Origin of the sequence: Kribbella koreensis (genome assembly GCF_039525325.1) — a bacterium.
Taxonomy (GTDB): domain Bacteria; phylum Actinomycetota; class Actinomycetes; order Propionibacteriales; family Kribbellaceae; genus Kribbella; species Kribbella koreensis.
Genome location: NZ_BAAAHK010000013.1, coordinates 205275 through 227369 on the forward strand (window position 1 = coordinate 205275; position 22095 = coordinate 227369).

The window sequence follows — 22095 nt, forward strand, 5'->3', positions numbered from 1 at the left end:
TGATCACCAACTGAAGTTCTCGAGGTGGATGCGATCGGCGGGGACGCCGGCCGCACGGGCTGCTCGCTCCACGGACTCGGTCCATGGGTCAGGACCGCAGACGTAGACGTCGCGGTCGGCGATGTCCGGGATCCAGGTCCGAAGGGCGGCCACGTCGTCGAGGTGATCGGCGCCCGGTCCCAGCCACGAGCCGGGCGCGCGCCGGTGTCCGGGCAGTACGCCGACGAGGAGGCCCCGGGTATCGGCGAGCATCCTGAGTTCCCGGTCGAAGAGCGGCGTACCGGTGTAGCGCTGGAGCAGGATGGCTTCCCCCGGCCCGTACTCGAGACCTTCTGCGAGCGCACGCAGCGGAGTGATCCCGACGCCTGCGCCGATGAGGACCACCTTGCGACCAGTGCGGGCGCGGGCAGAGAGCCGTCCGTACGGACCTTCGACCAGCACCGCCGTGCCCGGCCGCAAACCGCGGAGGCTCTGACTGTTGTCGCCCAGCGCCTTCACCGAGATGCGAAGGCTCTGCCCGCTCGGGGCAGCGGACAGCGAGTACGGATTGCCTCGCGTCCACCCTGCGCGATTGAGGAACCGCCAAGTGAAGAACTGCCCTGCCTCCGCGCCGAGACGATCCAGCCGGCGCCCAGTGAGATAGACGGAGACCACTCCATTGCCTTCGTCCGCAACCGAGGCCACTCGGAGCCGGTGACGCGCGCTATGGACCAGCGGTAGGCCGACGCGCCACACCAGTACTGCGGCAGCCGTCACTCCCCAGACCGTCCACCAGTACGCCGTTGCCGCCGGCGAACTGATGAACTCCTGGCCGGTCCAGAGCTGATGGGGGAGGGCCAGGCCGACTCCCAGATAGGCATAGAGGTGGAGCAGATGCCACGACTCGTAGCGCAACCGCCGTCGAGCTGCGCGAACGCTGGTGACCACGGTCAGCACCAGGCATGCGGTACCGGCCAGAGCCAGCAGTACGCCGGGGTAGTTGGTGGTGAGATCCCAGAAGGTGCTGGGCAACGCAGTGACCCGGCCGGCGGCGTACCCCCAGGTGATGAGCGCCAGGTGAGACAGCATGAGGTTGAAGGACGTGAAGCCGACGATGCGGTGGATGCGCAGCACACGGTCCTGGCCGAAGGCGTGCTCGATGACAGGGATGCGGGCGATCAGCAGTACCTGGGCCAAGAGCAGGTCAGAGGCGAGGAGACCAGTGAGCCGGCCCGCTGAAGTCAGCCCGCTCTCCCAGTCGTCCATCGCCTGGATACCCCGCCCCACGACCCACCAGTAGGTGACGACCAGCAGACTCAGCCACAGCGTCGATCCCGCCGCCACACGGATCGCGGCGTCTAGCCGAGCCCGTCGGCCGGGCACGTGATGCCGAGGCGCCGCTGTACCGGCGGAGGGCAGCTGCGCGGCTGCCGCGGATCGGTATGAGGCGGTAGTGGTGTCCATCGAGGCCCCCTGGCGGAGTGGTGTCTCCTCGATGGTTCACGGAGTTGCTGAGACCACGACCCGCGCAGCCTGTGAGCTTCCTGTGTGTTTCCCCGGAGCCGGTTCCGGACCACGACCGCATAACCTTCCTGCGTGGTCATCGAGGAGCGGGGCGTAGATAACGGGGAGCTGGCCGGGCTGTTGGCGGCAGCGTTCCAAGAGCTGGTCGCGCGGTACGGCGGCGAAGGGCGATCAACCGTCCACGAAGGTGCGCGGTACCTGGTCGCGTCCGTGGATGGGCGAGGAGTCGGTTGTGGCGCGCTGCAGCCGACGAGCGATCCGTACGTCGGTGAGCTCAAGCGGATGTACGTCGAGCCGGGCTTCCGCGGTCGTGGGATCGCCTCGGCTGTCTTGGGTGGGCTGGAGGAACTCGCCGCGGGCGTCGGCTATCGGGCGATCCGGTTGGCGACGGGCGAGCGGCAGCCGGAGGCGATCGCCTTGTATGAGAAGTGCGGCTATCGGTTGAGCGAGCCGTACGGCAAGTACGTCAACGACCAGTTGGCCCGCTGCTATCGCAAGACCCTTGCCTGCTGACCTTCCAGTCGTAGAGCAGGCCGGTTGGGTCTTCGCGGGGTGCTCCGGCCAAGGCGAAGCCGCAGGTGAGGGCCAGGCGTTGCGATGGGATGTTGTCGCGCGAGGTGATCACGATCAGGCGCTTCAGAGCCAGGTGGTCGGTGACGTGGCGCTGGAGGAGGCGCAGGGCTCTGGTGCCGATTCCTTGGCCGCGGTTGGTGGCGGTGAACAGGTGGTAGCCGACCAGAGCTTCCTGCAGGGTGTCATCGCGGTCGTGCAGGAAGATCTGGCCGACCAGGACATCCGAGCGGAAGATGCCGAAGTAGAGCATCGAAGGGTCGGAGACCGCGCGCTCGGCCCACTCGTGGACGTCCGCGTCGCGAACTGAGGCCAGTGACACCGGCCCGTCTGCGAGCGGCGGGCCGGTGTAGAGCATTACTTGGCTACGTAGGCAGCTAGGTGCTTGCCGGTGAGGGTGGGTTGGTGGGTGATCAGGTCGGCGGGGGTGCCTTCGAAGACGATTTGGCCGCCGTCGTGGCCGGCGCCGGGGCCCAGGTCGATGATCCAGTCGGCGTGGGCCATCACTGCCTGGTGGTGCTCGATGACGATGACTGACTTGCCGTCGTCGACCAGGCGGTCGAGGAGGCCGAGGAGTTGTTCGACGTCGGCGAGGTGGAGGCCGGTGGTGGGCTCGTCCAGGACGTAGATGCCGCCCTTCTCGCCCATGTGGGTTGCCAGTTTGAGGCGTTGGCGTTCACCGCCGGACAGCGTGGTCAGCGGTTGGCCGAGGCTGAGGTAGCCGAGGCCTACATCAGCGAGGTAGGTGAGGATCTTGTGCGCGGCCGGCGTACGGGCGTCTCCTTCGGCGAAGAACTTCTCCGCCTCGGTGACCGACATCGCCAGTACTTCGCTGATGTCCCGCCCGCCGAAGCGATACTCCAGCACCTCTTCCCTGAACCGCTTCCCCTCGCACACCTCGCAAGTGGTCGCGACCCCGGCCATCATCGCCAGGTCGGTGTAGATCACCCCGGCGCCGTTGCAGTTCGGGCAGGCGCCCTCGGAGTTCGCGCTGAACAGCGCAGGCTTCACGCCGTTGGCCTTCGCGAACGCCTTGCGGATCGGCTCGAGCAGTCCCGTGTACGTCGCCGGGTTGCTGCGCCGCGACCCCTTGATCCCCGTCTGGTCGACCGACACCACGTCAGCGGACGCCGGCACGGAGCCGTGGATCAGCGACGACTTCCCCGACCCCGCGACACCGGTCACCACGGTCAGTACCCCGAGCGGAACGTCGACATCGACATTCTGCAGGTTGTGCGAACTGGCACCCCGGATCTCCAGGAACCCGGACGGCGACCGCAGCGAGGACTTCAGCGAAGCCCGGTCATCGAGGTGCCGCCCGGTCAACGTGTCGCTGGCCCGCAGCCCCTCGAGAGTGCCCTCGAAGCAGATCGTGCCGCCGCCGGTGCCTGCCCCCGGCCCGAGGTCGACGACATGGTCGGCGATCGCGATCATCTCCGGCTTGTGCTCGACGACGAGCACCGTGTTGCCCTTGTCGCGCAGCCGGAGCAGCAACTCGTTCATCCGCTGGATGTCGTGCGGGTGCAGCCCGATCGACGGTTCGTCGAAGACATACGTGACGTCGGTGAGCGAGGAGCCGAGGTGCCGGATCATCTTGACCCGTTGCGCCTCACCACCCGACAGCGTGCCGGCCGGCCGGTCGAGCGACAGATAGCCGAGGCCGATCTCGACGAACGAGTCGAGCGTGTGCTCGAGCTTGTCCAGCAGCGGTGCGACGGACTTGTCGGACACGCCGCGGACCCAGTCGGCCAGGTCGCTGATCTGCATCTTGCAGCAGTCGGCGATGTTGGTCCCGTTGATCTTGGACGACCGGGCGCCCTCGTTCAGCCGGGTCCCGTCGCACTCCGGGCAGGTCTGGAAGGTGATCGCCCGCTCCACGAAGGCGCGGATGTGCGGCTGCATCGCCTCCACATCCTTGGCCAGGAAGGACTTCTGGATCTGCGGGATCAGGCCGGAGTAGGTGAGGTTGATGCCCTCGACCTTGATCTTGGTCGGCTCCTGGTAGAGCAGCGCCTGCAGTTCCTTCTTGGTGAACTTGGCGATCGGCTTGTCCACGCTGAAGAAGCCGCAGCCGCGCAGGATCCGGCCCTGCCAGCCGTCCATGCTGTAGCCGGGGATGGTCAGCGCGCCCTCGTTGATCGTCTTCGACGCGTCGTACAGCGCCGTCAGATCGAAGTCGGTGACCGAGCCGCGGCCCTCGCAGCGCGGGCACATGCCGCCGGTGATGCTGAAGCTGCGCCGCTCCTTGGTGGTCTGCCCGCCCTTCGACAGGGTGACCGCGCCCGCGCCGCTGATCGAGGCGACGTTGAAGGAGAACGCCTGGGCCGAGCCGATGTGCGGGGTGCCGAGCCGGCTGAACAGGATCCGGAGCATCGCGTTCGCGTCGGTCGCCGTGCCGACCGTGGAGTGCGGGTTGGATCCCATCCGCTCCTGGTCGACGATGATCGCCGTGGTCAGCCCCTCCAGCACGTCGACGTCCGGCCGCGCGAGCGACGGCATGAAGCCCTGGACGAAGGTGCTGTAGGTCTCGTTGATCATCCGCTGCGAGTCGGCCGCGATGGTGCCGAACACCAGCGAACTCTTGCCCGACCCCGAGACGCCGGTGAAGACCGTCAGCCGGCGCTTCGGGATCTCGATGCTGACGTCCTTCAGGTTGTTCACCCGCGCACCCTGGACCCGGATCAGGTCGTGGCTGTCAGCAACATGTGGTTTCGTGGCCATCGTGGTCAGCGCGCTTCCTGGAGCCGGACCATGTTGCCGGACGGATCACGGAAAGCACAGTCCCGTACGCCGTAAGGCTGGTCGATCGGTTCCTGCACGATCTCCACGTCGGTGGTCTGCAGCTTGGCGAACGCCGCGTCGACGTCGGGCGTGGCGAGCAGGATGCTGGCGAACGTGCCCTTGGCCATCATCTCGGCGATCACCTTGCGCTCGTCGTCGGTGATGCCGGGGTCGGCCGCCGGCGGGTGCAGCACGATGCTCGTCCCGGGCTGGCCGGGCGGGCCGACGGTGAGCCAGCGCATGCCGTTGTAGCCGACGTCGTTGCGCAGCTCGAAGCCGAGCGCGTCGCGGTAGAACGCGAGCGCGGCATCCGGATCGTTGTGGGGGAGAAAACTCGCGCTGATCGTGATGTCCATGGCGGTCACGCTAGCCGCGACTCGGGGGCGGGCGCTTCTCGATTCCTGATCGGTCTGCTCACGTGCTTCGACAGCAGCGTCGGCATCCCGGCCAGCTCCCCGGCGGCCTGCTTGCGGTAGACGCTCGGCGGTACGCCGACGAGCTCGGTGAACCGGGTGCTGAAGGTGCCCAGAGACGAGCACCCCACCTCGAAGCACACATCCGTCACGCTCATGTCCCCCCTCCGCAACAGCGACATCGCCCGCTCGATCCGTCGCGTCATCAGATACGAATACGGTGACTCTCCGTAGGCGAGCCGGAACTGACGACTGAGATGCCCACCCGACATGTTGACCCCCCGGGCCAGTGCCTCGACATCGAGCGGCCGCGCGTACTCCCGGTCGATCCGGTCCCGCACGCGCCGCAGCAGCGCGAGATCGCGCAACCGCTGCTCGTCGTCCGTCTTGCCGCTCATGTCACAGATCGTGCCATATTCCGCAGACCGTCGGCAGGCGCGAAGGCACAGCCCTGTGGACAACCAGGTCGAGACGGCCGGCCGCGCTCCGACGTACCGGGTGAGGCCACGAAAGGGGTGCACGATGCGATCGACGGCAGATCGTCTGTTACGGACTTACCTGACACTGATGATGGTGTCGACGGCTGCCTCGTCGATGATCTGGGGCATCAACACGCTGTTCTTGCTGGACGCCGGGCTGAGCGTGGGCCAGGCATTCGCGGCCAATGCGTTCTTCACACTCGGACAGGTGCTCTTCGAGGTGCCGACGGGCGTCGTCGCGGACACGGTCGGCCGGCGGGCGTCGTATCTGCTGGGGACGGCAACGCTGGTCGGGTCGACCCTGCTCTACCTGCTGCTGTGGCAGGTGAAGGCAGGGTTTGCGCCCTGGGCGGTGGCGTCGGCATTGCTCGGGTTGGGGTTCACCTTCTTCAGCGGCGCGACCGAGGCCTGGCTGGTCGACGGGCTGGCGGCCAGTGGGTACCAGGGGTCGCTGGAGTCGGCGTTCGCCAAGGGGCAGGTCGCCAGTGGTGTCGCTATGGTCGGCGGGACGATCGCTGGCGGCGTTCTGGCTCAGTCGACCAACCTGGGTACGCCGTACCTGGTACGCGCCGTTCTGCTCGTCCTGACCTTCGTCGTCGCCTGGCGGGCGATGCATGACGTCGGGTTCGCGCCGAAGTCGCGTGTCTCGGTTACTGCTGAGATGCGGGACATCCTGCGCTCGTCGCTCGACCACGGGCTGCGCAACCCGCCCGTGCGCTGGCTGATGCTCGCGGCTCCCTTCACCGCGGGTGTGAGCATGTACGGCTTCTACGCGGCCCAGCCGTACCTCCTGCAGCTCTACGGCCACGCAGACTCGTACGCAGTCGCAGGGGTGTCGGCTGCCATCGTCGCCCTCGCGCAGATCCTGAGCGGCGTCACCGCACCAGCTGTGAGCCGACTCTTCCGATCCCGTACTTCGGTACTGCTGCTCATCGCCGTCGTCACGGCCGTGGTGCTGGTGCTGATCGGGCTGGTCTCCAGCTTCTGGCTGGCGCTGGTGCTGCTAGCTGTCTGGGCGACTGTGTTCGCGGCCATCACGCCAGTGCGGCAAGCGTTCCTGAACAGCCTGATCCCGTCGGCGCAGCGGGCGACCGTGCTCTCGTCGGACAACCTGCTCGGCTCGGCCGGTGGTGTCGTCATCCAGCCGGCTCTGGGGAGGGCTGCAGACGTGTGGAGCTATGGGCAGGCCTATGTGATCAGCGCAGGCATCCAGCTACTAGCGGTGCCGTTCATCCTGCTGGCCCGCCGCGACGCACCGGCCGGCGACGGGCAGTCAGTCCGCGACAGTGAGTTGGATGACGACGGTGTCGCCCTCGTCGAGGGACTCGGCTGAGCGGACGGCGGTCTTGAGCGGGACGACGTACTGGCCGTCCTTCGGGAACAGCGAGGTGGTCCACTCGGTGCCGCCGATCTGCGCGGTGACCGGGATCATCCCCCAGCCGTAGCTCACGTACGCCGACGACGCCTGCAGGTCGAGGCATTCGGGCTCCGGCACCGTCACGAAGTACCAGGGCGCGGGCCCCCGCCAGAACCAGATCTCTCCGCTGAACTCGAGCTGCACGCGCCCAGAGTACGGGCCCTGCAACTTTCCGTCCGGTTCACTCATCATGCTTCAGGTAGGGGAGATTTCGGTGGGGTGGGAGACATCATGGTGAGTCGGCGGTCTGTGAGTGTGGTGGTGGGGTTCGCACTTGCGCTGGGGGCGCTTGTGCCTGGTCCGGAGATGGTGATTGCCAAGCCGGTGAAGCCCGGGATCGCGGTGCTGCCCGACTTGCCCGAGGTGGAGGTGGCGCAGTTCGAGCCGGGCGAGAGCAACGTCGTACCGCCTGTCATGCCGCCGGCGGCCGACGTGAAGAGTTTGGCAGGCATGGCGGCCGCGACTGGTACCTACACCTGCACAGGCTTCGGCACAGTCGACGACAAGACCACTGTGGCGCTGCTCAAGGCGGACAAGTTCGCGTGGGGTCCGTACCCGGCGTACAAGGTCGGCAATGGCAGGGGGAACATCAATTGGCGGCTCAATCCCTACAAGAACCGCAGCTGGTACATGTGGTTCCACTCGCTGCGCTGGCTCGGGCAAGGGATCGTCGCAGCCGGCAAGGGGGACACCACTGCGATGGCCCGGGTCGTCGCGATCAGCAAGGACTGGGTCGCCGACAATCCGTACTCCTGGAAGGCGGACGCCGGCGCCAACGAGTCGACCATGCACCGGACCAACGTGCTGATCTGCCTCCGCCAAGCCGTCATGGCAGGGCTGGGCGTCACATCGTTACCGGCGGCGTACAAGTGGATCGACGTCGCGCTGGTCAACCACGCCAGGTTCCTGACCGCCAACTGGAGTGGGGCGTGGAACCACGGTACGGACGAGAGTATCGCGCTGTTCGGCGTCGGCTGCACCCTGAATCGCAACGACTACAAGGCGACCGCGCAGAACCGGCTGGCGGCCGGAATCACCACCGCGATCGACTCGCAGGGTTCGTCCAACGAGCAGTCGACGGCTTATGCCCAGTTCAACTACTACCTCTGGGGCCGTGCCGTCACCGCGCTCAAAGCCTGCGGAGCCGATCCCGGTACGACGATCACCGCGCGGCGGAAGTTGATGGCCGGCTGGCTCGCGCTCGCTACCAACTCCCTCGGCAAACTGCATCAGCTCGGCGACTCGGAAGTGGTCGCCACCGGCGCGGACCCGGGTACGCCGCTGGCTTATGCGGGGAGCCTCGGCCGTGAGGGCACTCCGCCGGGCCGGCGGATCGGTGCCTTCAGGGCGGGCTACGTATTCGGTCGCACCGGGTGGGGCGAGACGCGTCCGTTCACCCAGGAGTCGACGTACAGCATCCGGTACGGGCCGGCGCGAGCCATGCACGGTCACGGCGATCACACGGCCATCACCTACACGTCGCATGGCCGGGACATCTTGATCGACGGCGGTCACTCCGGCTACCAGAGAGACGTCTGGCGTGCTTGGGTGGTCAGTCCGTTCGCGGCCAGTGCCATGACGACTCCGTCGGCCGCGGATACTCGCCCGGTCACCAAGTTGACCCGGTCGGTTATCAACCCGACTTCCGAGTTCTACGAGTTCGCCGATGTGCCGGGAGCGGGGATCAGCCGGCATCGCGGAGTGCTGGTGCTCAAGAATCCGGATCTGATCGTCGCTCTGGACTGGGCGAGCAGCAGGAAGGCGCAGCAGTTCCAGACGCTGTGGCATCTGCCGTCCGACCAGAAGGCGACGGTCTACTCACGGACGACGGCGATCGCGATGAAGCCTGGTGACGCGACCCGGACCATCGTGGTCCAGGTGCCTTACCGGCAGCCGCTGCCGCGCGGGGCGATCCTGGTCAAGCAGGGCCAGACCAAACCGATCCAGGGCTGGCACTACCCGAACATCTTCACCCGGAAATCCGCGCCGACGCTGATGTTCGCGCGTGCGGGGACGCGGGCCTCGATCCTGTCTGTCATCGCCCCGGTAAGGGCCACCGGATCCGTGCAGTACAAGGGCCGCTGGTCAGGTACGACGTACGTCGTCGATCTGGTCGTCGGGGGTGTCAAGGCGTCCTTCGGCGTTACTCCGGCGGGATCGCTCTACCGCGTTCGGTGAGCGCCGGGGCCGAGAGGTCGAAAAGTGTCCTGGGGTGGGTCTAGTGTGCGATTCGTCAGGGGAACAAGGGGACAGGAGCAACTGATGGCATCTCGACTCAACCCGTATGTGAGCTACAACGGGAACGCGCGGCAGGCCTTCGAGTTCTACCAAGGGGTGTTCGGGGGCGAGCTGGCGATCAACACGTTCGGGGAGTTCGGCGCGTCCGAGGCCGCGGACGCCGACAAGATCATGCACGCGATGCTGGAGACCCCGCAGGGGTACACGCTGATGGGGTCGGACACGCCGAGCTACCTGGAGTTCAAGGCCGGCACCACGATGTCGGTCAGCCTCAGCGGCGACGACAGCGCGGAGCTGCACGGGTTCTTCGACAAGCTCTCCGAGGGCGGCACGGTGACGACGCCGCTGGAGAAGCAGATGTGGGGCGACGAGTTCGGCATGGTCACCGATCAGTTCGGGGTCGACTGGATGGTCAACATCTCCCAACCGCAGGGCTGAGCTGACGACGGAGCTGCTGCGTCTACCGGACGGACGGCAGGCGCAGTACTGGAGCGGCGGCGACCCGGGTGGGCCGGTCGTCTTCTTCCTGCACGGGTGCCCGGATACCAGGCACGCGGCGTACTGCGGGGACGTGGCGGCCCGGCGTACCGGGGTGCGGTTGGTTGCGGTCAACCGGCCGGGGTATGGGCTGTCGACCGAGGCTGCGTCGAGCCATTTGTCGGTGGCGGATGACATCGCGGCGGTCGCCGATCTGCTGGGCGTCGGGCGGTACGGCGTACTGGGGATGTCCATCGGTGGGCCGTATGCGTTGGCGTGCGCGGCGACGCATCCCGAGCGGGTGACTGCGGTGGGGGTGGTGGCGAGTCCGGCTGAGGTGCCGGCGCTTGATCCGCCGTACCACCGTGATGATCTCGGGGAGGAGCAGAAGGGGTTGTTCCGGGCCCTGGCGCGGACGAAGCCCAGGGATGCCGTGGAGCTGATCCGGCCGGAGTTCGAGGAGTACGTGGCGAAGCTCGCGCCCGGGGATCCGGACGATGAGGCGTTGGCTGAGCGGTTCTGCACTGGGTTGGTGGCGCTCGATGCCGAGGTGGTCGGGCGGCAGACGGCAGCCGAGATCGCCGCGGCCACTCGTGAGGCGCTGGTGAACACTGCCGGCTATCTGCGTGATGCCGCGATCTCCTTCGGACGTTGGGAGTTCCGCCCTGAGGTGATCAGTTGTCCGGCGACGCTCTGGTACGGCGAACTCGACGCCAACGCGTCCGTCCGCAACGGCGAGTGGCTGGCGGAGCGGATTTCGGGCGCCGAACTGATCGTTCGTCCCGGGGAGGGGCATCTCGGTAGTCTGCACAACCACTGGGCCGAAGTGCTCGGCAGATTGGGGTGACCGTGAACGAGGTGCTCCTCGACGCGGTCCGGCACGGCGCCGGCATCTTCGTCGCCCAGGCCCTCAATCTGGGACCTGCCGACCGAATGGTTCTCAGGGCAGGTGTGCCAGCACCTCGTCGTGCGGCCAGATCTCGACGATGACCCTGCTCAGCCGCGGATCGGGCGACGAGGTGCAGTACGGCGTCTCGTCCGCGTTGACGACGGTCGCGACGACGGGCGCGCCGAGCAGGTCCCAGGGCGCGATCCGGTTGGCGAGGACTCCCTCGAGCCGCAGGTCGGCGTAGCCGGGATTGTCACCCCACCATACGGCGAACGCCTCCTGAAGCTGCGCCGGGCGGACACCGATCCAGACGCCGTAGGTCAGCGTGTGGCCACCCTCCAACAGGATGGGCAGCAAGGCACGGATGAACGCGCCGTACCCGTCGGCTTGAAGCATCACCGACTCGGTCGGCGTCGCGTGGCTCATCCACAGCCCGGGCAGCTGCTCCCAGTCGGGCAGCTCGAAGAGCGGCGTCGGCAACTGGAACCGGACGTGCCGATCGTGTACGTCGGTAGGTCGGCCGCAGGTCAGGCAAGTGTCGGTGTCCACCGGGTGAGTATGCGGGTCTAGGCCTCGAACGCCTTGACCAGGGCTCGTGGTGCTTGGATGCGCCAGGCTTCAGTGAGGAGTTCGGCCAGCTCTTCGGGGCTGATGGCGGAGAGGCGGACCAGGATGGCGGGGAAGCCGTTGTAATGGGGCTCGGTGAAGAACTTGGTGGGGTCGGCGGCCAGGAGGGCTTGCTTCTCGGCGTCGCCGTTGACCCGGATCGCGAGCACGTCGGGCTCGGGGATGCGTGGGGTCTTCGGGGCCTCGCGGCGCATCCAGATCCAGGCGAGCCCCTTGTCCTTGCCCTTGTTGGGCACGCTGAAGGCGAAGGTGTCGTCGCTCTCGTGGACCTCTGGGAGTGCCAGCGCGATCCGGCGAACGTCGTCCTGGTCAGCCATTCAACTTTCGTACCAGGTCGGCGGATTCCTGCACAGGGGTCAGCGGTACGCCGTTGTCGAACCAGCTGCGCAGGTTGTCGACCACTAGTTGGCCCATGGCGTTGCGGGTGGGGATGGTGGCGGAGCCTACGTGGGGGAGTAGGACTGCGTTGGGGAGGTCGAGCAAGGCCGGGTGGACTTGGGGTTCGTGTTCGAAGACGTCCAGGCCGGCGCTGAGGATGGTGTTGGTGGCCAATGCTTCGGCGAGGGCCGCTTCGTCGACGACGGTGCCTCGGGCGATGTTGATGAGGATGCCGTCGGGTCCCAGGGCTTTGAGGACTTCGGCGTTGACCAGGTGGCGGGTTTCTTCGCCGCCCGGGATGACGATCATCAGGATGTCCACGGCTGTGGCCAGCTCGAGGAGCGTGGGGTAGTAGGTGTAGGCGACGTTCTTGGGGTGGCGGTTGTGGTAGGCGATGTCGATGCCGAACGCCTGGGCGCGGTGGGCGATCGCCTCGCCGATCCGGCCGAGGCCGAGGATGCCCATCGTGCGGCCGTTCAACGTTGCCTTGGTCAACGGGTAGGCGCCGTCGGGCCAGGAGCCGGCGCGTAGGTAGCGTTCGGCGCGGGAGAGTTCGCGAGCCGTCATCAGCAGCAGGCCGAGGGCGGTGTCGGCGACCTCGTCGTCCAGTACGCCGGGAGTGTTGGTGACGATCACCCCGCGCTCCGCGGCCGCCACCGCGTCGATCTTGTCGTAGCCGACGCCGAAGCTGGCGACGATCCGCAACGCGGGCAAGCGGTCCAGGAACGCACCGTCGATCGCAGTACCACCGGTCGCGATGGCGGTGATGTCCTTGGCCCGCTCGGCCAGTACTGCGTCCGGGTCGTCGGCCTCCCACAGGCGGATCACGTCGAAGTGCTCGGCGGTCCCGGTCAGTACCGTCTCGTTCATCGGGCCGGGCATCAGCACTGTGGGACGTGACATCGGAACTCCCGCGGGGTCGAGGACTTGCGGCCAACCCTATTTCGCCACCTCCGCCGTGAGACGGAGGGCCCATCCCCCGGACGGCAGAGAAGAGCCGCCGGAAGGTCGTTCTACAGCGCGATGCGTGCGTCCGCCCAGGTTTCTAGGTTCTCGGGTATGCCAGCGCAAACCGCCGGAGCACTCCGCCGTCCGGCCAACGGCACCACCAGGAACACCGTCAGCACGAAGGAGCTTCACTCACTCCCAGCGATCACCTCGAAGAGCAAGCAACCGCCCAGCAACAATCCCGCCGAGGCCGCGGCGACAGCTAATTCATGCGAGCGCACCCAGGATTCCACCCGCTCGCCAAGCACGTCCATCACTGTAGATCCCCTCCGTCCGAGCTCTGAGCCAAAGGCAGCCGGGGGTACCGCGGGCGTAGTACCGGCGAGCACCATCGGAGGAGACAGTGAGGAGCTGAGCATGATCATCGACTGCGCTTACTACCGGGACGGCCGTCGGCAGCACGTCGGGGCGATGTCGGTGGAGGATGCCGCGTCGCACTGCCGGCTGGGTGGGTTCGTCTGGCTCGGGCTGTTCGATCCGACCGCGGAGGAGCTGGCGCAGGTCAGCAAGAACTTCGGGCTGCACGAGCTGGCCGTCGAGGACGCCCAGACGTTCCATCTGCGGCCGAAGGTCGAGCCGTACGAGGGGGACATCCGGCTCGTCATCCTGCGCACCGCCCGGTACGACGACGAGCGCGAGGAAGTCGACTTCGGTGAAGTCAGCGTGTTCGTCGGCCCGTCGTTCGTGATCACCGTCCGGCAGGGCGTCGCCAGCGAGCTGCACGGTGCCCGGACCCGGCTCGAGCAACGCCCCGAGCTGCTGGAGAACGGGACGAACTCGGTGCTCTGGGCAATCCTCGACCAGGTCGTCGACACGTATGGACCGGTGGTCGCCGAGCTCGAGCGCGACATCGAGGAGGTCGAGCGGACTGTCTTCGCCGGTACGGTCGCGCCGACCGAGCGGATCTACTTCCTCCGGCGTGAGGTGACCGACTTCTACCGTGCGGTACACCCGCTGCTCGCCGTACTGGCGACGATCGAACGCGGAGCGCGGAGTACCGGATTGTTGCCGTACTTCCGCGACGTCCACGACCACCTGGTGCTGGTCAACGAGGAGGTCGCCGCGCAACGCGACCTGCTCGCGACCGTGCTGGAGGCGAACATGGCGGTGATCTCGGTGGAGCAGACGAAGGTGAGCGTCCAGCAGAACGCGACCATCGAGCAGCTCACCATCCTCGCCACCGTGTTCCTGCCGCTGACCTTCGTGACTGGCTTCTTCGGCCAGAACTTCGGCTGGCTGGTCGACCACGTCGGCGCCTTCTGGGACTTCGCCGTCCTCGGCCTCGGCGGCCTCCTCGTTCCCTGCGTCATCCTCTTCATCTGGATCCGCCGCCAACGCGCCCTCCGAGATCAGTAGTGCTTGCAGATCCCGGTCTTGAACTCCTCGACGGAGCCCGTCGCGTAGGTGTCGGCCTCGTCGAAGTTGGAGTACCGGATCTGGCCGGGCCGCAGCCTGGCGATCTCGTCCAGGGTGACCGGCAGGTGCAAAGCCATCCACCTGTTGTCCTCGGTCCAGCCGTAGATCACGTACTTCACCTGCGCGGCCAACGGCTTGAGCGACCCCTCCAGCTTCCAGCCGTTACCACCGTCGGCCAGGCTGAACTGCGAGAACCCGGTGACCCGCGGCTCGACTGTCCACCTGCCGTTGTGGTCGTCGTCACCGGGGTTCTCGACGTCCTCGTACAGCGTGGCGCCGTCGAGGTAGCCCTTGCACATCTGGACCACGATCACCGGCTTCCCGGCCGCGTCCACGGTGAGGCCCAACGCCCCGCCGTCCTCGACGGTGCATCCGGTCAGCCCGAGCGACAGCATCACGCAGGCCGCGGCCACCGCCCCGAATCGTCTCCTCCGCCCCATCCGGTCAGGCTATGGGTCCGAAGTGGCATCGGTTGCGTCTACTCGGTAACGGTTCGAACCAGGAGGGCGATCTAGCGGGTATGGGATTCGATGAGCCGATGATGCGGGACCCACTGTTCTGGGTGGGGCTTGTGGTGGGGTTGGTCGGCAGCGTGATCGGTGTCGTCGTGCGGGACGAGAGCTTCGGCAACTCCGTCTGGGCGGTGTTCTGCGCGACGATCAGCTTCACCTGGCTCGGTGCGGGTGGCATCGGTGTGCTGATTCGCGGCTACTTCCGGCGGCGCCGCGACCGGTCGGCGGATCTCCGGCTGATCCTGAGCGACGTACCGGTCAAAGAAGCCGAGTAGAACGCCTTGCGTTGCTGGGTTTGTTGAGTATGCAAAGGGAGTTTCAAGGACTGGGCGACGGACTGTGCGTTACGGACCGAGACGAGTAAGTTACTCCGCATGCCCGCCACCAGTCCGCTGTATGCCTTGTACGTCCGCCGCCTCCGTTCCCAGCTCGCCGGCCGGGAGTTGCCGGCCCACATCGGTGTGGTGACGGATGGGAATCGTCGCTGGGCACGCGGCAAAGGGCACAGCAATCCGAGCGTCGGCCACCGGCGCGGTGCGGAGCACATCGAGAACCTGCTCGGCTGGTGCGAGACCGCCGGCGTACCGCACGTCACCGTCTTCCTCTGCTCCACCGAGAACCTCGCCAAGCGCGACGACGCCGAGGTCGCCTACCTGATGGAGGTCGTCGAGGAGATCGTCGCCGGCCGCCTGGCGCAACCCGGCGGCCGCTGGCAGGTCCACATCGCCGGCCTCCTCGACCTGCTGCCCGACAGCACGGCACACGCGCTGAAGAACGCCGTCGACGCGACGAAGGACGTCGCTACCGGCAACCACATCACCCTCGCGATCGGGTACGGCGGCCGCCAGGAAGTGGTGGAGGCGGTCCGCTCGCTGCTCGAGTCCGAAGCGGATTCCGGCAACGATCTCAACGGCCTGGCCGAGACGCTCAACGCCGACGACATCACCAAGCACCTCTACAACGTCGGCCAGCCCGACCCCGACCTGATCATCCGTACCAGCGGCGAGCAGCGGATGTCGAACTTCCTGCTCTGGCAGAGCGCGTACTCCGAGCTCTACTTCTGCGAGGCGTACTGGCCGGCCTTCCGCGAGGTCGACTTCCTCCGCGCCCTGCGCTCGTACGCCGACCGCCACCGCCGTCGCGGCGCGTAGTACCGGCGGGCGCTACGAGCATTCGTCCGGGGTGAAGTCTCCTAGCGGGGTCACGATGTACCAGTCCTGACCGTCTGCCGAGAACGTGCGCTCGACCGGCGAGCCACCAACGCTCGGGTTATTGGTCAGTGGGCGATAGCGGACCACTCCAGGCTCCAGACCTTTGAGGTCGGCCAGCGTGAAGCGCGCTTCCAGGGCCGCCCAATCGTGGTCATCGCCCCAGATCTTGACGGCGTACTTACGGGCTGCCTGTAGCGCCGGCACCGCTTTCGACTGCCGCGGCCCGCAGCCCGTCAAACCGGCCAGCAGGCAACAGCCGATGATCCCGACTCCAGCCAGCTTCCCCCAGTTCATGCGGCAGCGTACGTCGTGGCGAGGGGCAGCGTTAAAGGGTGCCGAGGTCTTCGAAGATCAGGGCTGTGCGGGTGCCCAGGACTTCGGGGATGGCCTGGAGTTTTTCCAGTACGACCCGGCGGAGGCCTTCGTTGTCGGCGGCTCGGACGAGGAGGATGGCGTCGAAGTCGCCGCCGACCAGGGCCATGTGCTTGACCTCGGGGATCGCCTGGAGCTGTTCGCGCAGCGCCCGCCAGGAGGACTGGCGGAGACTGAGGGTGACGTACGCCGAAGTGGCCAGCCCCAGCTTGAGCGGGTCGACGGTCGCGGTGAACCCGGTGATCACGCCGGTCGTCGTGAGGCGTTCGACCCGGGCGTAGGCGTTGGCCCGGGAGATGTGCACCTGGTCGGCCAGGGCCCTGATCGAGAGCCGTCCGTCACGGCTCAGGGCAGCCACGATCTGCCGGTCGATCTCGTCCAGCGCCGGGGCGACGACCATCTGTCCAGGTTCGGCCGGGCGGACCGTCACGTCATCGGACATTCTGCTCCTCCAAAGGGGCCCATCGGACCGATCGTCTGAGGATTCTCCCAGCTATGGATCCGAATGGCCATAAGTATGACGATGAACCATCCGTACGTCTCCCTGCGCAGGAGGGTCCATGACTACCGTCGAGGAGCGTTTGCTCCCCTCCGATCACCCCGTCCAGCTCGTCGACGAGCACGGCAAGCGGCACGACAACCCGCAGTACGGGATGCCGCCTGCCGAAGCCCTGGTCGACGGTTACGCACAGTTGGTCGTGGGCCGCAGGATCAACGACCAGGCCAGCGCGCTCGTCCGCCAGGGCCGGCTCGCGGTCTACCCGTCGTCGCACGGCCAGGAGGCCTGCCAGATCGCCGCCACCATGGTGCTCGGCGAGCAGGACTGGCTGTTCCCGACGTACCGCGACACCGTCTCCATCGTCAGCCGCGGCGTCGACCCGATCGAGACGCTGACGCTGCTGCGCGGCGACTGGCACTCCGGCTACGACCCGTACGACCGCAAGGTGGCGCCACAGTCGACGCCGCTCGCGACGCAGCTGATCCACGCCGTCGGGGTCGCGCACGCCGCGCGGCTCAAGGGTGAGGACACCGTCGTGATGGCGCTTTGCGGTGACGGCGCGACCAGCGAGGGTGACTTCCACGAGGCGCTGAACTTCGCGGCCGTGTTCAAGGCGCCGGTGGTGTTCTTCATCCAGAACAACGAGTACGCGATCTCCGTTCCGCTCGCGCGGCAGACAGTCGCGCCATCCCTTGCGCACAAGGGGATCGGGTACGGCGTACCGGGCGAGCGGGCCGACGGCAACGACCTTGCCGGGCTGCTGTCCGTGCTGGGGTCCGCTGTCGCGAAGGCGCGGGCCGGTGAAGGGCCGCAGCTCGTCGAGGCGCACACCTATCGGGTGCAGGCGCATACGAATGCCGATGACGCGACCCGGTACCGCAACGAGGCCGAGGTTCAGCCTTGGCTGGAGCGGGATCCGTTGAAGCGGCTGGATGCGTATCTGTCGAGCGAGGGACTGCTGGACGACGCCAAGCGGGCCGAGGCGGCCGCGGCTGCCGACAAGGTCGCGGAGGAGCTGCGGGTCGGGTTGATGCAGGAGGTGTCGCCGGATCCGGCTGAGTTGTTCGCTCATCTGTATGCGACGCCGACGCCCCAGCTCGTCGAACAGGCCGCTTTCCTGCAGGACGAGTTGTCGCGAGAGGAGGCCTGATCATGGCGCACGAGAAGCTCTCCATGGCGCAGGCGCTGAACCAGGCGCTGCGCGACGCGATGCGGGCCGACGAGACCGTGCTGATGTTCGGCGAGGACGTCGGTGCGCTGGGTGGCGTCTTCCGGATCACCGACGGGCTGACCGCGGAGTTCGGTGAGGACCGTTGCTTCGATACTCCGCTGGCTGAGTCGGGGATCGTCGGGATGGCGGTCGGGCTGGCGATGAACGGGATGCGGCCGGTCGTCGAGATGCAGTTCGACGCGTTCGGCTACCCGGCGTTCGAGCAGGTGGTCAGCCATGTCGCGAAGATGCGCAACCGCACGCGCGGCAAGGTCTCGCTGCCGATCGTCATCCGGATGCCGTACGCCGGTGGCATCGGCGGCGTCGAGCACCACTGCGACTCGTCGGAGTCGTACTACGCGCACACGCCGGGTCTGACCGTCGTCGCGCCATCCACCGTCGCGGACGCGTACACGTTGTTGCGCCGGGCAATTGAGTTCCCGGACCCGGTGATCTTCATGGAGCCCAAGAAGTTGTACTGGGCCAAGGAAGAGGTCGACCTCGGGGTCGCGGAGCCGGGGATCGGGACGGCTGTGGTGCGGCGCGAGGGGACGGACGCGACGCTGATCGCGTACGGTCCGTCGGTGCCGATCGCGCTGGAGGCGGCCGCGGCTGCTGCTGCGGAAGGGCGGTCGCTGCAGGTTGTCGATGTACGGTCTTTGGTGCCGTTCGACGACGAGACGGTCTGTGCGGCTGTTCGGAGTACGGGCCGGGCTGTGGTTGTCGCCGAGGCGAGTGGGTTTGCGAGTGTGTCGTCGGAGATCGTTGCTCGGGTGACCGAGAGGTGCTTCCACTCGCTGGCGGCGCCGATCCGGCGGGTGACCGGGTTCGACATCCCGTACCCGCCGCCGAAGCTGGAGCGGCACCAGCTGCCCGGCGTCGACCGGATCCTCGACGCGGTGGATTCGCTGCAGTGGGAGGACTCATGAGCTCCGCCCAGACCTTCCTCCTCCCCGACCTGGGCGAAGGCCTGACCGAAGGCGAGATCGTCCGCTGGCTGGTCGAGGTCGGTGACGTCGTCGCCGTCGACGCGCCCGTCGCCGAAGTCGAGACCGCCAAGTCGATCGTCGAGGTCCCCACCCCGTACGCCGGCGTCGTCGCCGAACTCCACGGCACCGCCGGCGACACCATCGACGTCGGCAAACCCCTGATCACCATCGGCGTCCTCGCCCCCGCCGCCGAAACCTACCGCGAGGAGGAGAAGGCCGGCTCCGGCAACGTCCTGATCGGCTACGGCACCCCGGAATCAGCAACCTCCGGCCGCCGCCGTAAAGCCCGCGGTACTGCGACCGTGGCAGTCAGGCCAACGACAACCAGCGAGGTTCCTTTGGTGATTTCGCCGTTGGTACGAAAGATGGCGAAGGACGCTGAGGTTGATCTGCGCCAGGTAGCCGGGTCGGGTGCGGGTGGGTTGATCGTGCGGCGAGATGTCGAGGCTGCTATTTCCGCGAAGGCCGAGAAGCCTGTGGTGGTTGCGGAAACGGCTGACTCGCGGACTGGTTTGGCCGAGCTTCGGCGTACTCCGGTGAGTGGGTTCCGGAAGGCTGTTTCGGCGACTCTCAGTCGTAGCCGGCGGGAGATTCCGGAGGCGACTACCTGGGTTGACGTGGATGCGACGGAGTTGCTCGCGCTCAGGGAGTCGTTGCGGACGGCAACGGATGCTGGGCCTGGGTTGCTGGCGTTGATGGCTCGGTTTGTTGTCGCGGGGTTGAAGAAGTACCCGGAGTTGAACGGGTTCGTTGATACTGAGCGGGAAGAGCTCGTGCAGTTTGACGGGGTCAACTTGGGGCTGGCTGCGCAGACCGAGCGTGGGCTGGTGGTGCCGGCTGTGGTTGATGCGCATTTGTTGACGGCTCGTGGGCTGGATGCGGAGATCCGCCGGTTGACCGCCTCGGCGCGGGACGGGAAGTTGACGCAGCGGGAGCTGACCGCGGGGTCGTTCACGTTGAACAACTACGGCAGCTTCGGGGTCGACGGTAGTGCGGCGATCATCAACCACCCGCAGGTGGCGATTCTGGGGGTCGGCCGGATCATCGACCGGCCGTGGGTGGTCGACGGGCAGCTCGCAGTACGGAAGCTGACCCAGCTCTCGCTCGTTTTCGACCACCGGGTCTGCGACGGCGGTACCGCGGCCGGCTTCCTCCGCTTCGTTGCCGACGCGTTCGAGTCGCCGGCCTCGATCCTCGCCGACCTCTAGATCAGTTGCCGGGGTCGCAGCCCGATCAGAATGGCGCGAAGGCCGGTCTGGAAGCGTGCTTCCGGGCCGGCTGAATCGTCGCGGTTGAGGTACGCGGCCAGCGTGCCGGCGCCGATTCCGAGCTGGTCGCCGGCGGCTGAGGCCCAGTCGGCTTCTGTGAGACGGCTCCTGCGGACGGTCGCGCTCCAGGCCGCGTCGGTGACGGCGGCTCCGACGACGTAGTGGAAGACAGCAGAAACGGCCGCGTCCAGATAGACGCCCTTGAAGCCTGCCGAGCGCAGGATCGACAGCAATCGATCGGCGTACGCCTGGTAGTTCGGCCCGAGACCCGCATGGCTCGCCATCAGCTGCGACGCCCACGGATGTTCGGCCAGTACGTCGTACGCCGCCCCCGCAAGCACCGTCAACCGGTCGCGCCAGTCGCCCTCGTCGGCCGGTACCAGGGCATCGGCGAGCACGGTGTCGACCGTCAGCTCGAGCAGATCGTCCTTGTTCGCCACTCGCCAATAGAGCGCCGACGTCGCCGCAGTACCGAGTGAGGCGGCGAGCCGGCGCATCGACAGCTTCTCCAGCCCGTCCCGGTCGAGCATCTCGATCGTCGCCCGGACGATGTCGTCGCGGCTCAGCGGCGCCCGCGTCTCGTCCGGCTCGGGCCGCAGCCAGACCGAGCCGAGCACAGTCTTCTCATCCGCCTCACGTGCCATTCTCCGATCCTAACTGAAACGTCGTCCCAGAATACAAACCGCCGTTTCAGCGCGAGGCGAAAGCGAATGGCCGGTCCCCGTGGGGCCGGCCATTCGCAAGGGGTGGAGTTAGTTGTTGATTTGGGTGGTCAGGGCCGAGGCGTACGACGCGACCTCGGCGTACACGCCGGGGTTGCCTGCGTCGGCGCAGCCGAGACCCCAGGAGACGACGCCGAAGAGCCGGCCGTTCAGGACCAGCGGGCCGCCGGAGTCACCCTGGCAGGAGTCCTTGCCGCCGGCCTTGTATCCGGCGCAGATCTCGCCGTTCGACACGTAGCCCTCACCGGCGTAGACGTCGTTGCAGTACGCGTCGCCGAGCACCGGGACGAGCACCTTCTGTAGGCGGTTCGCGGGGCCGGTGCCCTCGGTCTCGCCGTATCCGTAGGTGACGGACTGGGCGCCGACGGCGTCGGCCGCGCGGCTGGTCTCCAGCGGGAGGGTGGCGACGCCGGTGAACGGGGTGGTGAGGGTCAGGACGGCGACGTCGTGGCCGTTGACCTGGCCGTACTGCGGGTCCTTCCAGATCTTGGAGATCTTCGAGGTGCGGCCGCCGGTGCCCGTGTTGAGGTTGTCGCGGCCCTGGATCGCGGTGTAGGTGCTCCGCGGCTGGGTGACGCAGTGCGCCGCGGTGACGATCTTGTTCGCCTTGACCAGGGTGGCGCCGCAGTACTGGCCGACCGGGGACGACGAGTTGCTGTTGTTCAGCGCGATCATCCACGGGACGTTGGCGGTGGTCTCGGTGCTGCCGCCGACGATGTTGGTCACCGGTGGCGTCCGGGCCTCGGCGGTACCGATCGCGCCGGCCGACGCGAGGGCGACGACGGCTACGGCGAGCACTGCACGGAACTTGAGCTTTCCGGTCATGCCTCACACTCCAGAGTTGTCTCGGGCCGCTGAATGGGCGGATGCGGCCGGATACAGAGAACAATCAAGCGTTCACTGTGGGTAGCGCAAGGAATTCCCCGGGCACATCGGTGACGGCGCAGTCCAGTGCCACGACTTAAGTCACTGCACGAGCAACCGAGGACCGATGAATCCCGCGTGATGACGCTGAAAACTCAACCCATGAAGGAAAACCTGCATCTCACCAGAGCACAGTTCTTAGTCCGAGCGGCAGCACTTGGCTTGCTGGTCACCGCAACCGCGCCCGCCGCC

Annotated in this window: 25 protein-coding genes; 11 read left to right on the forward strand and 14 right to left on the reverse strand. The window is 67.1% G+C overall.

The features are described from left to right. Positions 1 to 3 precede the first annotated feature (3 nt). Complete coding sequence (locus ABD116_RS25170; RefSeq protein WP_343974996.1) at positions 4 to 1443, reverse strand: ferredoxin reductase family protein; 1440 nt, start codon at positions 1441 to 1443, stop codon at positions 4 to 6. Between the two features lie 132 nt (positions 1444 to 1575). Between ABD116_RS25170 and ABD116_RS25175 the strand changes: the two genes are divergently transcribed. Continuing rightward, positions 1576 to 2016 (forward strand): GNAT family N-acetyltransferase, encoded by a 441-nt coding sequence (locus ABD116_RS25175; protein ID WP_343974999.1) that lies wholly within the window; start codon positions 1576 to 1578, stop codon positions 2014 to 2016. Here ABD116_RS25175 and ABD116_RS25180 read toward each other — a convergent pair. Genes ABD116_RS25180 through ABD116_RS25195 form a run of 4 tightly spaced genes read right to left on the reverse strand, consistent with a single transcriptional unit; the run spans position 1970 to position 5665 of the window. Next, on the reverse strand, positions 1970 to 2431 hold the full coding sequence (locus tag ABD116_RS25180) for a GNAT family N-acetyltransferase (RefSeq protein ID WP_343975002.1): 462 nt from the start codon (positions 2429 to 2431) through the stop codon (positions 1970 to 1972). The genes ABD116_RS25175 and ABD116_RS25180 overlap by 47 nt on opposite strands. Further along, positions 2431 to 4794 carry an ATP-binding cassette domain-containing protein gene (locus ABD116_RS25185; RefSeq protein WP_343975005.1) on the reverse strand — a complete coding sequence of 788 codons (2364 nt, stop codon included), beginning with the start codon at positions 4792 to 4794 and terminating at the stop codon, positions 2431 to 2433. Before ABD116_RS25185 ends, ABD116_RS25180 begins: the two co-directional genes overlap by 1 nt. 5 nt (positions 4795 to 4799) lie before the next feature. Continuing rightward, on the reverse strand, positions 4800 to 5210 hold the full coding sequence (locus ABD116_RS25190) for a VOC family protein (RefSeq protein WP_343975008.1): 411 nt from the start codon (positions 5208 to 5210) through the stop codon (positions 4800 to 4802). A 5-nt stretch (positions 5211 to 5215) separates the two neighbouring features. Beyond that, positions 5216 to 5665, reverse strand: coding sequence for a helix-turn-helix transcriptional regulator (locus tag ABD116_RS25195; RefSeq protein ID WP_343975011.1), 450 nt, complete (start codon positions 5663 to 5665; stop codon positions 5216 to 5218). Positions 5666 to 5834: 169 nt separating this feature from the next. Here ABD116_RS25195 and ABD116_RS25200 point away from each other — a divergent pair, with 169 nt between their 5' ends. Further along, entirely contained in the window at positions 5835 to 7079 is a 1245-nt protein-coding gene (locus ABD116_RS25200; protein WP_343975014.1) for an MFS transporter, read from the forward strand. Here ABD116_RS25200 and ABD116_RS25205 read toward each other — a convergent pair. Next, positions 7020 to 7307 (reverse strand): DUF1905 domain-containing protein, encoded by a 288-nt coding sequence (locus ABD116_RS25205; RefSeq protein WP_343975016.1) that lies wholly within the window; start codon positions 7305 to 7307, stop codon positions 7020 to 7022. The genes ABD116_RS25200 and ABD116_RS25205 overlap by 60 nt on opposite strands. A gap of 87 nt (positions 7308 to 7394) precedes the next feature. Here ABD116_RS25205 and ABD116_RS25210 point away from each other — a divergent pair, with 87 nt between their 5' ends. The 3 genes from ABD116_RS25210 to ABD116_RS25220 all read left to right on the forward strand — a co-directional run bounded on the left by ABD116_RS25210 (position 7395) and on the right by ABD116_RS25220 (position 10725). Further along, entirely contained in the window at positions 7395 to 9341 is a 1947-nt protein-coding gene (locus ABD116_RS25210; protein WP_343975019.1) for a heparinase II/III domain-containing protein, read from the forward strand. Positions 9342 to 9425: 84 nt separating this feature from the next. Further along, positions 9426 to 9839, forward strand: coding sequence for a VOC family protein (locus tag ABD116_RS25215; protein WP_343975022.1), 414 nt, complete (start codon positions 9426 to 9428; stop codon positions 9837 to 9839). Between the two features lie 16 nt (positions 9840 to 9855). Continuing rightward, complete coding sequence (locus ABD116_RS25220) at positions 9856 to 10725, forward strand: alpha/beta fold hydrolase (RefSeq protein ID WP_343976822.1); 870 nt, start codon at positions 9856 to 9858, stop codon at positions 10723 to 10725. A gap of 93 nt (positions 10726 to 10818) precedes the next feature. Here ABD116_RS25220 and ABD116_RS25225 read toward each other — a convergent pair whose 3' ends face one another. The 3 genes from ABD116_RS25225 to ABD116_RS25235 are packed head-to-tail and all read right to left on the reverse strand — an operon-like array spanning position 10819 to position 12675. After that, positions 10819 to 11316 (reverse strand): hypothetical protein, encoded by a 498-nt coding sequence (locus ABD116_RS25225; RefSeq protein ID WP_343975025.1) that lies wholly within the window; start codon positions 11314 to 11316, stop codon positions 10819 to 10821. Between the two features lie 17 nt (positions 11317 to 11333). Beyond that, on the reverse strand, positions 11334 to 11711 hold the full coding sequence (locus tag ABD116_RS25230) for an MmcQ/YjbR family DNA-binding protein (protein WP_343975028.1): 378 nt from the start codon (positions 11709 to 11711) through the stop codon (positions 11334 to 11336). Next, complete coding sequence (locus tag ABD116_RS25235) at positions 11704 to 12675, reverse strand: 2-hydroxyacid dehydrogenase (protein WP_343975031.1); 972 nt, start codon at positions 12673 to 12675, stop codon at positions 11704 to 11706. Before ABD116_RS25235 ends, ABD116_RS25230 begins: the two co-directional genes overlap by 8 nt. Before the next feature lie 462 nt (positions 12676 to 13137). Between ABD116_RS25235 and ABD116_RS25240 the strand changes: the two genes are divergently transcribed. Next, positions 13138 to 14136, forward strand: a complete 999-nt coding sequence (locus ABD116_RS25240; RefSeq protein WP_343975034.1) for a magnesium and cobalt transport protein CorA — start codon at positions 13138 to 13140, stop codon at positions 14134 to 14136. On the opposite strand, the gene ABD116_RS25245 is transcribed toward ABD116_RS25240, so the two are convergent. Continuing rightward, the gene (locus tag ABD116_RS25245) at positions 14130 to 14636 is read right to left on the reverse strand and encodes a hypothetical protein (protein ID WP_343975037.1); all 507 of its coding nucleotides are present in this window, start codon (positions 14634 to 14636) and stop codon (positions 14130 to 14132) included. The genes ABD116_RS25240 and ABD116_RS25245 overlap by 7 nt on opposite strands. Before the next feature lie 101 nt (positions 14637 to 14737). On the opposite strand from ABD116_RS25245, the gene ABD116_RS25250 reads away from it, so the two are divergent. Both ABD116_RS25250 and uppS read left to right on the forward strand, forming a co-directional pair. Further along, on the forward strand, positions 14738 to 14983 hold the full coding sequence (locus ABD116_RS25250; protein ID WP_343975040.1) for a hypothetical protein: 246 nt from the start codon (positions 14738 to 14740) through the stop codon (positions 14981 to 14983). A 99-nt stretch (positions 14984 to 15082) separates the two neighbouring features. Then, the gene (gene uppS / locus ABD116_RS25255; RefSeq protein ID WP_270135805.1) at positions 15083 to 15859 is read left to right on the forward strand and encodes a polyprenyl diphosphate synthase; all 777 of its coding nucleotides are present in this window, start codon (positions 15083 to 15085) and stop codon (positions 15857 to 15859) included. 12 nt (positions 15860 to 15871) lie between these two features. Here uppS and ABD116_RS25260 read toward each other — a convergent pair whose 3' ends face one another. Both ABD116_RS25260 and ABD116_RS25265 read right to left on the reverse strand, forming a co-directional pair. Beyond that, on the reverse strand, positions 15872 to 16213 hold the full coding sequence (locus tag ABD116_RS25260; RefSeq protein WP_343975046.1) for a hypothetical protein: 342 nt from the start codon (positions 16211 to 16213) through the stop codon (positions 15872 to 15874). Positions 16214 to 16244: 31 nt separating this feature from the next. Beyond that, entirely contained in the window at positions 16245 to 16733 is a 489-nt protein-coding gene (locus ABD116_RS25265; RefSeq protein ID WP_343975049.1) for an Lrp/AsnC family transcriptional regulator, read from the reverse strand. Between the two features lie 118 nt (positions 16734 to 16851). Between ABD116_RS25265 and ABD116_RS25270 the strand changes: the two genes are divergently transcribed. The 3 genes from ABD116_RS25270 to ABD116_RS25280 are packed head-to-tail and all read left to right on the forward strand — an operon-like array spanning position 16852 to position 20197. Beyond that, on the forward strand, positions 16852 to 17940 hold the full coding sequence (locus ABD116_RS25270) for a thiamine pyrophosphate-dependent enzyme (RefSeq protein ID WP_343975052.1): 1089 nt from the start codon (positions 16852 to 16854) through the stop codon (positions 17938 to 17940). Between the two features lie 2 nt (positions 17941 to 17942). Beyond that, positions 17943 to 18929 (forward strand): alpha-ketoacid dehydrogenase subunit beta, encoded by a 987-nt coding sequence (locus ABD116_RS25275; RefSeq protein ID WP_343975055.1) that lies wholly within the window; start codon positions 17943 to 17945, stop codon positions 18927 to 18929. Further along, positions 18926 to 20197: a dihydrolipoamide acetyltransferase family protein gene (locus ABD116_RS25280; protein WP_343975058.1), complete on the forward strand. Its 1272-nt coding sequence runs from the start codon at positions 18926 to 18928 to the stop codon at positions 20195 to 20197. The genes ABD116_RS25275 and ABD116_RS25280 overlap by 4 nt, the downstream gene beginning before the upstream one ends. Here ABD116_RS25280 and ABD116_RS25285 read toward each other — a convergent pair. Further along, positions 20194 to 20901 (reverse strand): TetR/AcrR family transcriptional regulator, encoded by a 708-nt coding sequence (locus ABD116_RS25285; RefSeq protein WP_343975060.1) that lies wholly within the window; start codon positions 20899 to 20901, stop codon positions 20194 to 20196. The two genes, ABD116_RS25280 and ABD116_RS25285, sit on opposite strands and share 4 nt — an antisense overlap. A gap of 108 nt (positions 20902 to 21009) precedes the next feature. Beyond that, entirely contained in the window at positions 21010 to 21804 is a 795-nt protein-coding gene (locus ABD116_RS25290; protein WP_343975063.1) for a S1 family peptidase, read from the reverse strand. Between the last annotated feature and the right edge of the window lie 291 nt (positions 21805 to 22095).

Excerpts from the sequence above, each read along its gene's own strand:
- ABD116_RS25170 (WP_343974996.1), bottom strand. The coding sequence starts at position 1,443 with ATGGACACCACTACCGCCTCATACCGATCCGCGGCAGCCGCGCAGCTG.
- ABD116_RS25180 (WP_343975002.1), bottom strand. The coding sequence starts at position 2,431 with ATGCTCTACACCGGCCCGCCGCTCGCAGACGGGCCGGTGTCACTGGCC.
- ABD116_RS25185 (WP_343975005.1), bottom strand. The coding sequence starts at position 4,794 with ATGGCCACGAAACCACATGTTGCTGACAGCCACGACCTGATCCGGGTC.
- ABD116_RS25190 (WP_343975008.1), bottom strand. The coding sequence starts at position 5,210 with ATGGACATCACGATCAGCGCGAGTTTTCTCCCCCACAACGATCCGGAT.
- ABD116_RS25195 (WP_343975011.1), bottom strand. The coding sequence starts at position 5,665 with ATGAGCGGCAAGACGGACGACGAGCAGCGGTTGCGCGATCTCGCGCTG.
- ABD116_RS25200 (WP_343975014.1), top strand. The coding sequence starts at position 5,835 with ATGATGGTGTCGACGGCTGCCTCGTCGATGATCTGGGGCATCAACACG.
- ABD116_RS25210 (WP_343975019.1), top strand. The coding sequence starts at position 7,395 with ATGGTGAGTCGGCGGTCTGTGAGTGTGGTGGTGGGGTTCGCACTTGCG.
- ABD116_RS25215 (WP_343975022.1), top strand. The coding sequence starts at position 9,426 with ATGGCATCTCGACTCAACCCGTATGTGAGCTACAACGGGAACGCGCGG.
- ABD116_RS25230 (WP_343975028.1), bottom strand. The coding sequence starts at position 11,711 with ATGGCTGACCAGGACGACGTTCGCCGGATCGCGCTGGCACTCCCAGAG.
- ABD116_RS25235 (WP_343975031.1), bottom strand. The coding sequence starts at position 12,675 with ATGTCACGTCCCACAGTGCTGATGCCCGGCCCGATGAACGAGACGGTA.
- ABD116_RS25240 (WP_343975034.1), top strand. The coding sequence starts at position 13,138 with ATGATCATCGACTGCGCTTACTACCGGGACGGCCGTCGGCAGCACGTC.
- ABD116_RS25245 (WP_343975037.1), bottom strand. The coding sequence starts at position 14,636 with ATGGGGCGGAGGAGACGATTCGGGGCGGTGGCCGCGGCCTGCGTGATG.
- ABD116_RS25250 (WP_343975040.1), top strand. The coding sequence starts at position 14,738 with ATGCGGGACCCACTGTTCTGGGTGGGGCTTGTGGTGGGGTTGGTCGGC.
- uppS (WP_270135805.1), top strand. The coding sequence starts at position 15,083 with ATGCCCGCCACCAGTCCGCTGTATGCCTTGTACGTCCGCCGCCTCCGT.
- ABD116_RS25260 (WP_343975046.1), bottom strand. The coding sequence starts at position 16,213 with ATGAACTGGGGGAAGCTGGCTGGAGTCGGGATCATCGGCTGTTGCCTG.
- ABD116_RS25265 (WP_343975049.1), bottom strand. The coding sequence starts at position 16,733 with ATGTCCGATGACGTGACGGTCCGCCCGGCCGAACCTGGACAGATGGTC.
- ABD116_RS25270 (WP_343975052.1), top strand. The coding sequence starts at position 16,852 with ATGACTACCGTCGAGGAGCGTTTGCTCCCCTCCGATCACCCCGTCCAG.
- ABD116_RS25275 (WP_343975055.1), top strand. The coding sequence starts at position 17,943 with ATGGCGCACGAGAAGCTCTCCATGGCGCAGGCGCTGAACCAGGCGCTG.
- ABD116_RS25280 (WP_343975058.1), top strand. The coding sequence starts at position 18,926 with ATGAGCTCCGCCCAGACCTTCCTCCTCCCCGACCTGGGCGAAGGCCTG.
- ABD116_RS25285 (WP_343975060.1), bottom strand. The coding sequence starts at position 20,901 with ATGGCACGTGAGGCGGATGAGAAGACTGTGCTCGGCTCGGTCTGGCTG.
- ABD116_RS25290 (WP_343975063.1), bottom strand. The coding sequence starts at position 21,804 with ATGACCGGAAAGCTCAAGTTCCGTGCAGTGCTCGCCGTAGCCGTCGTC.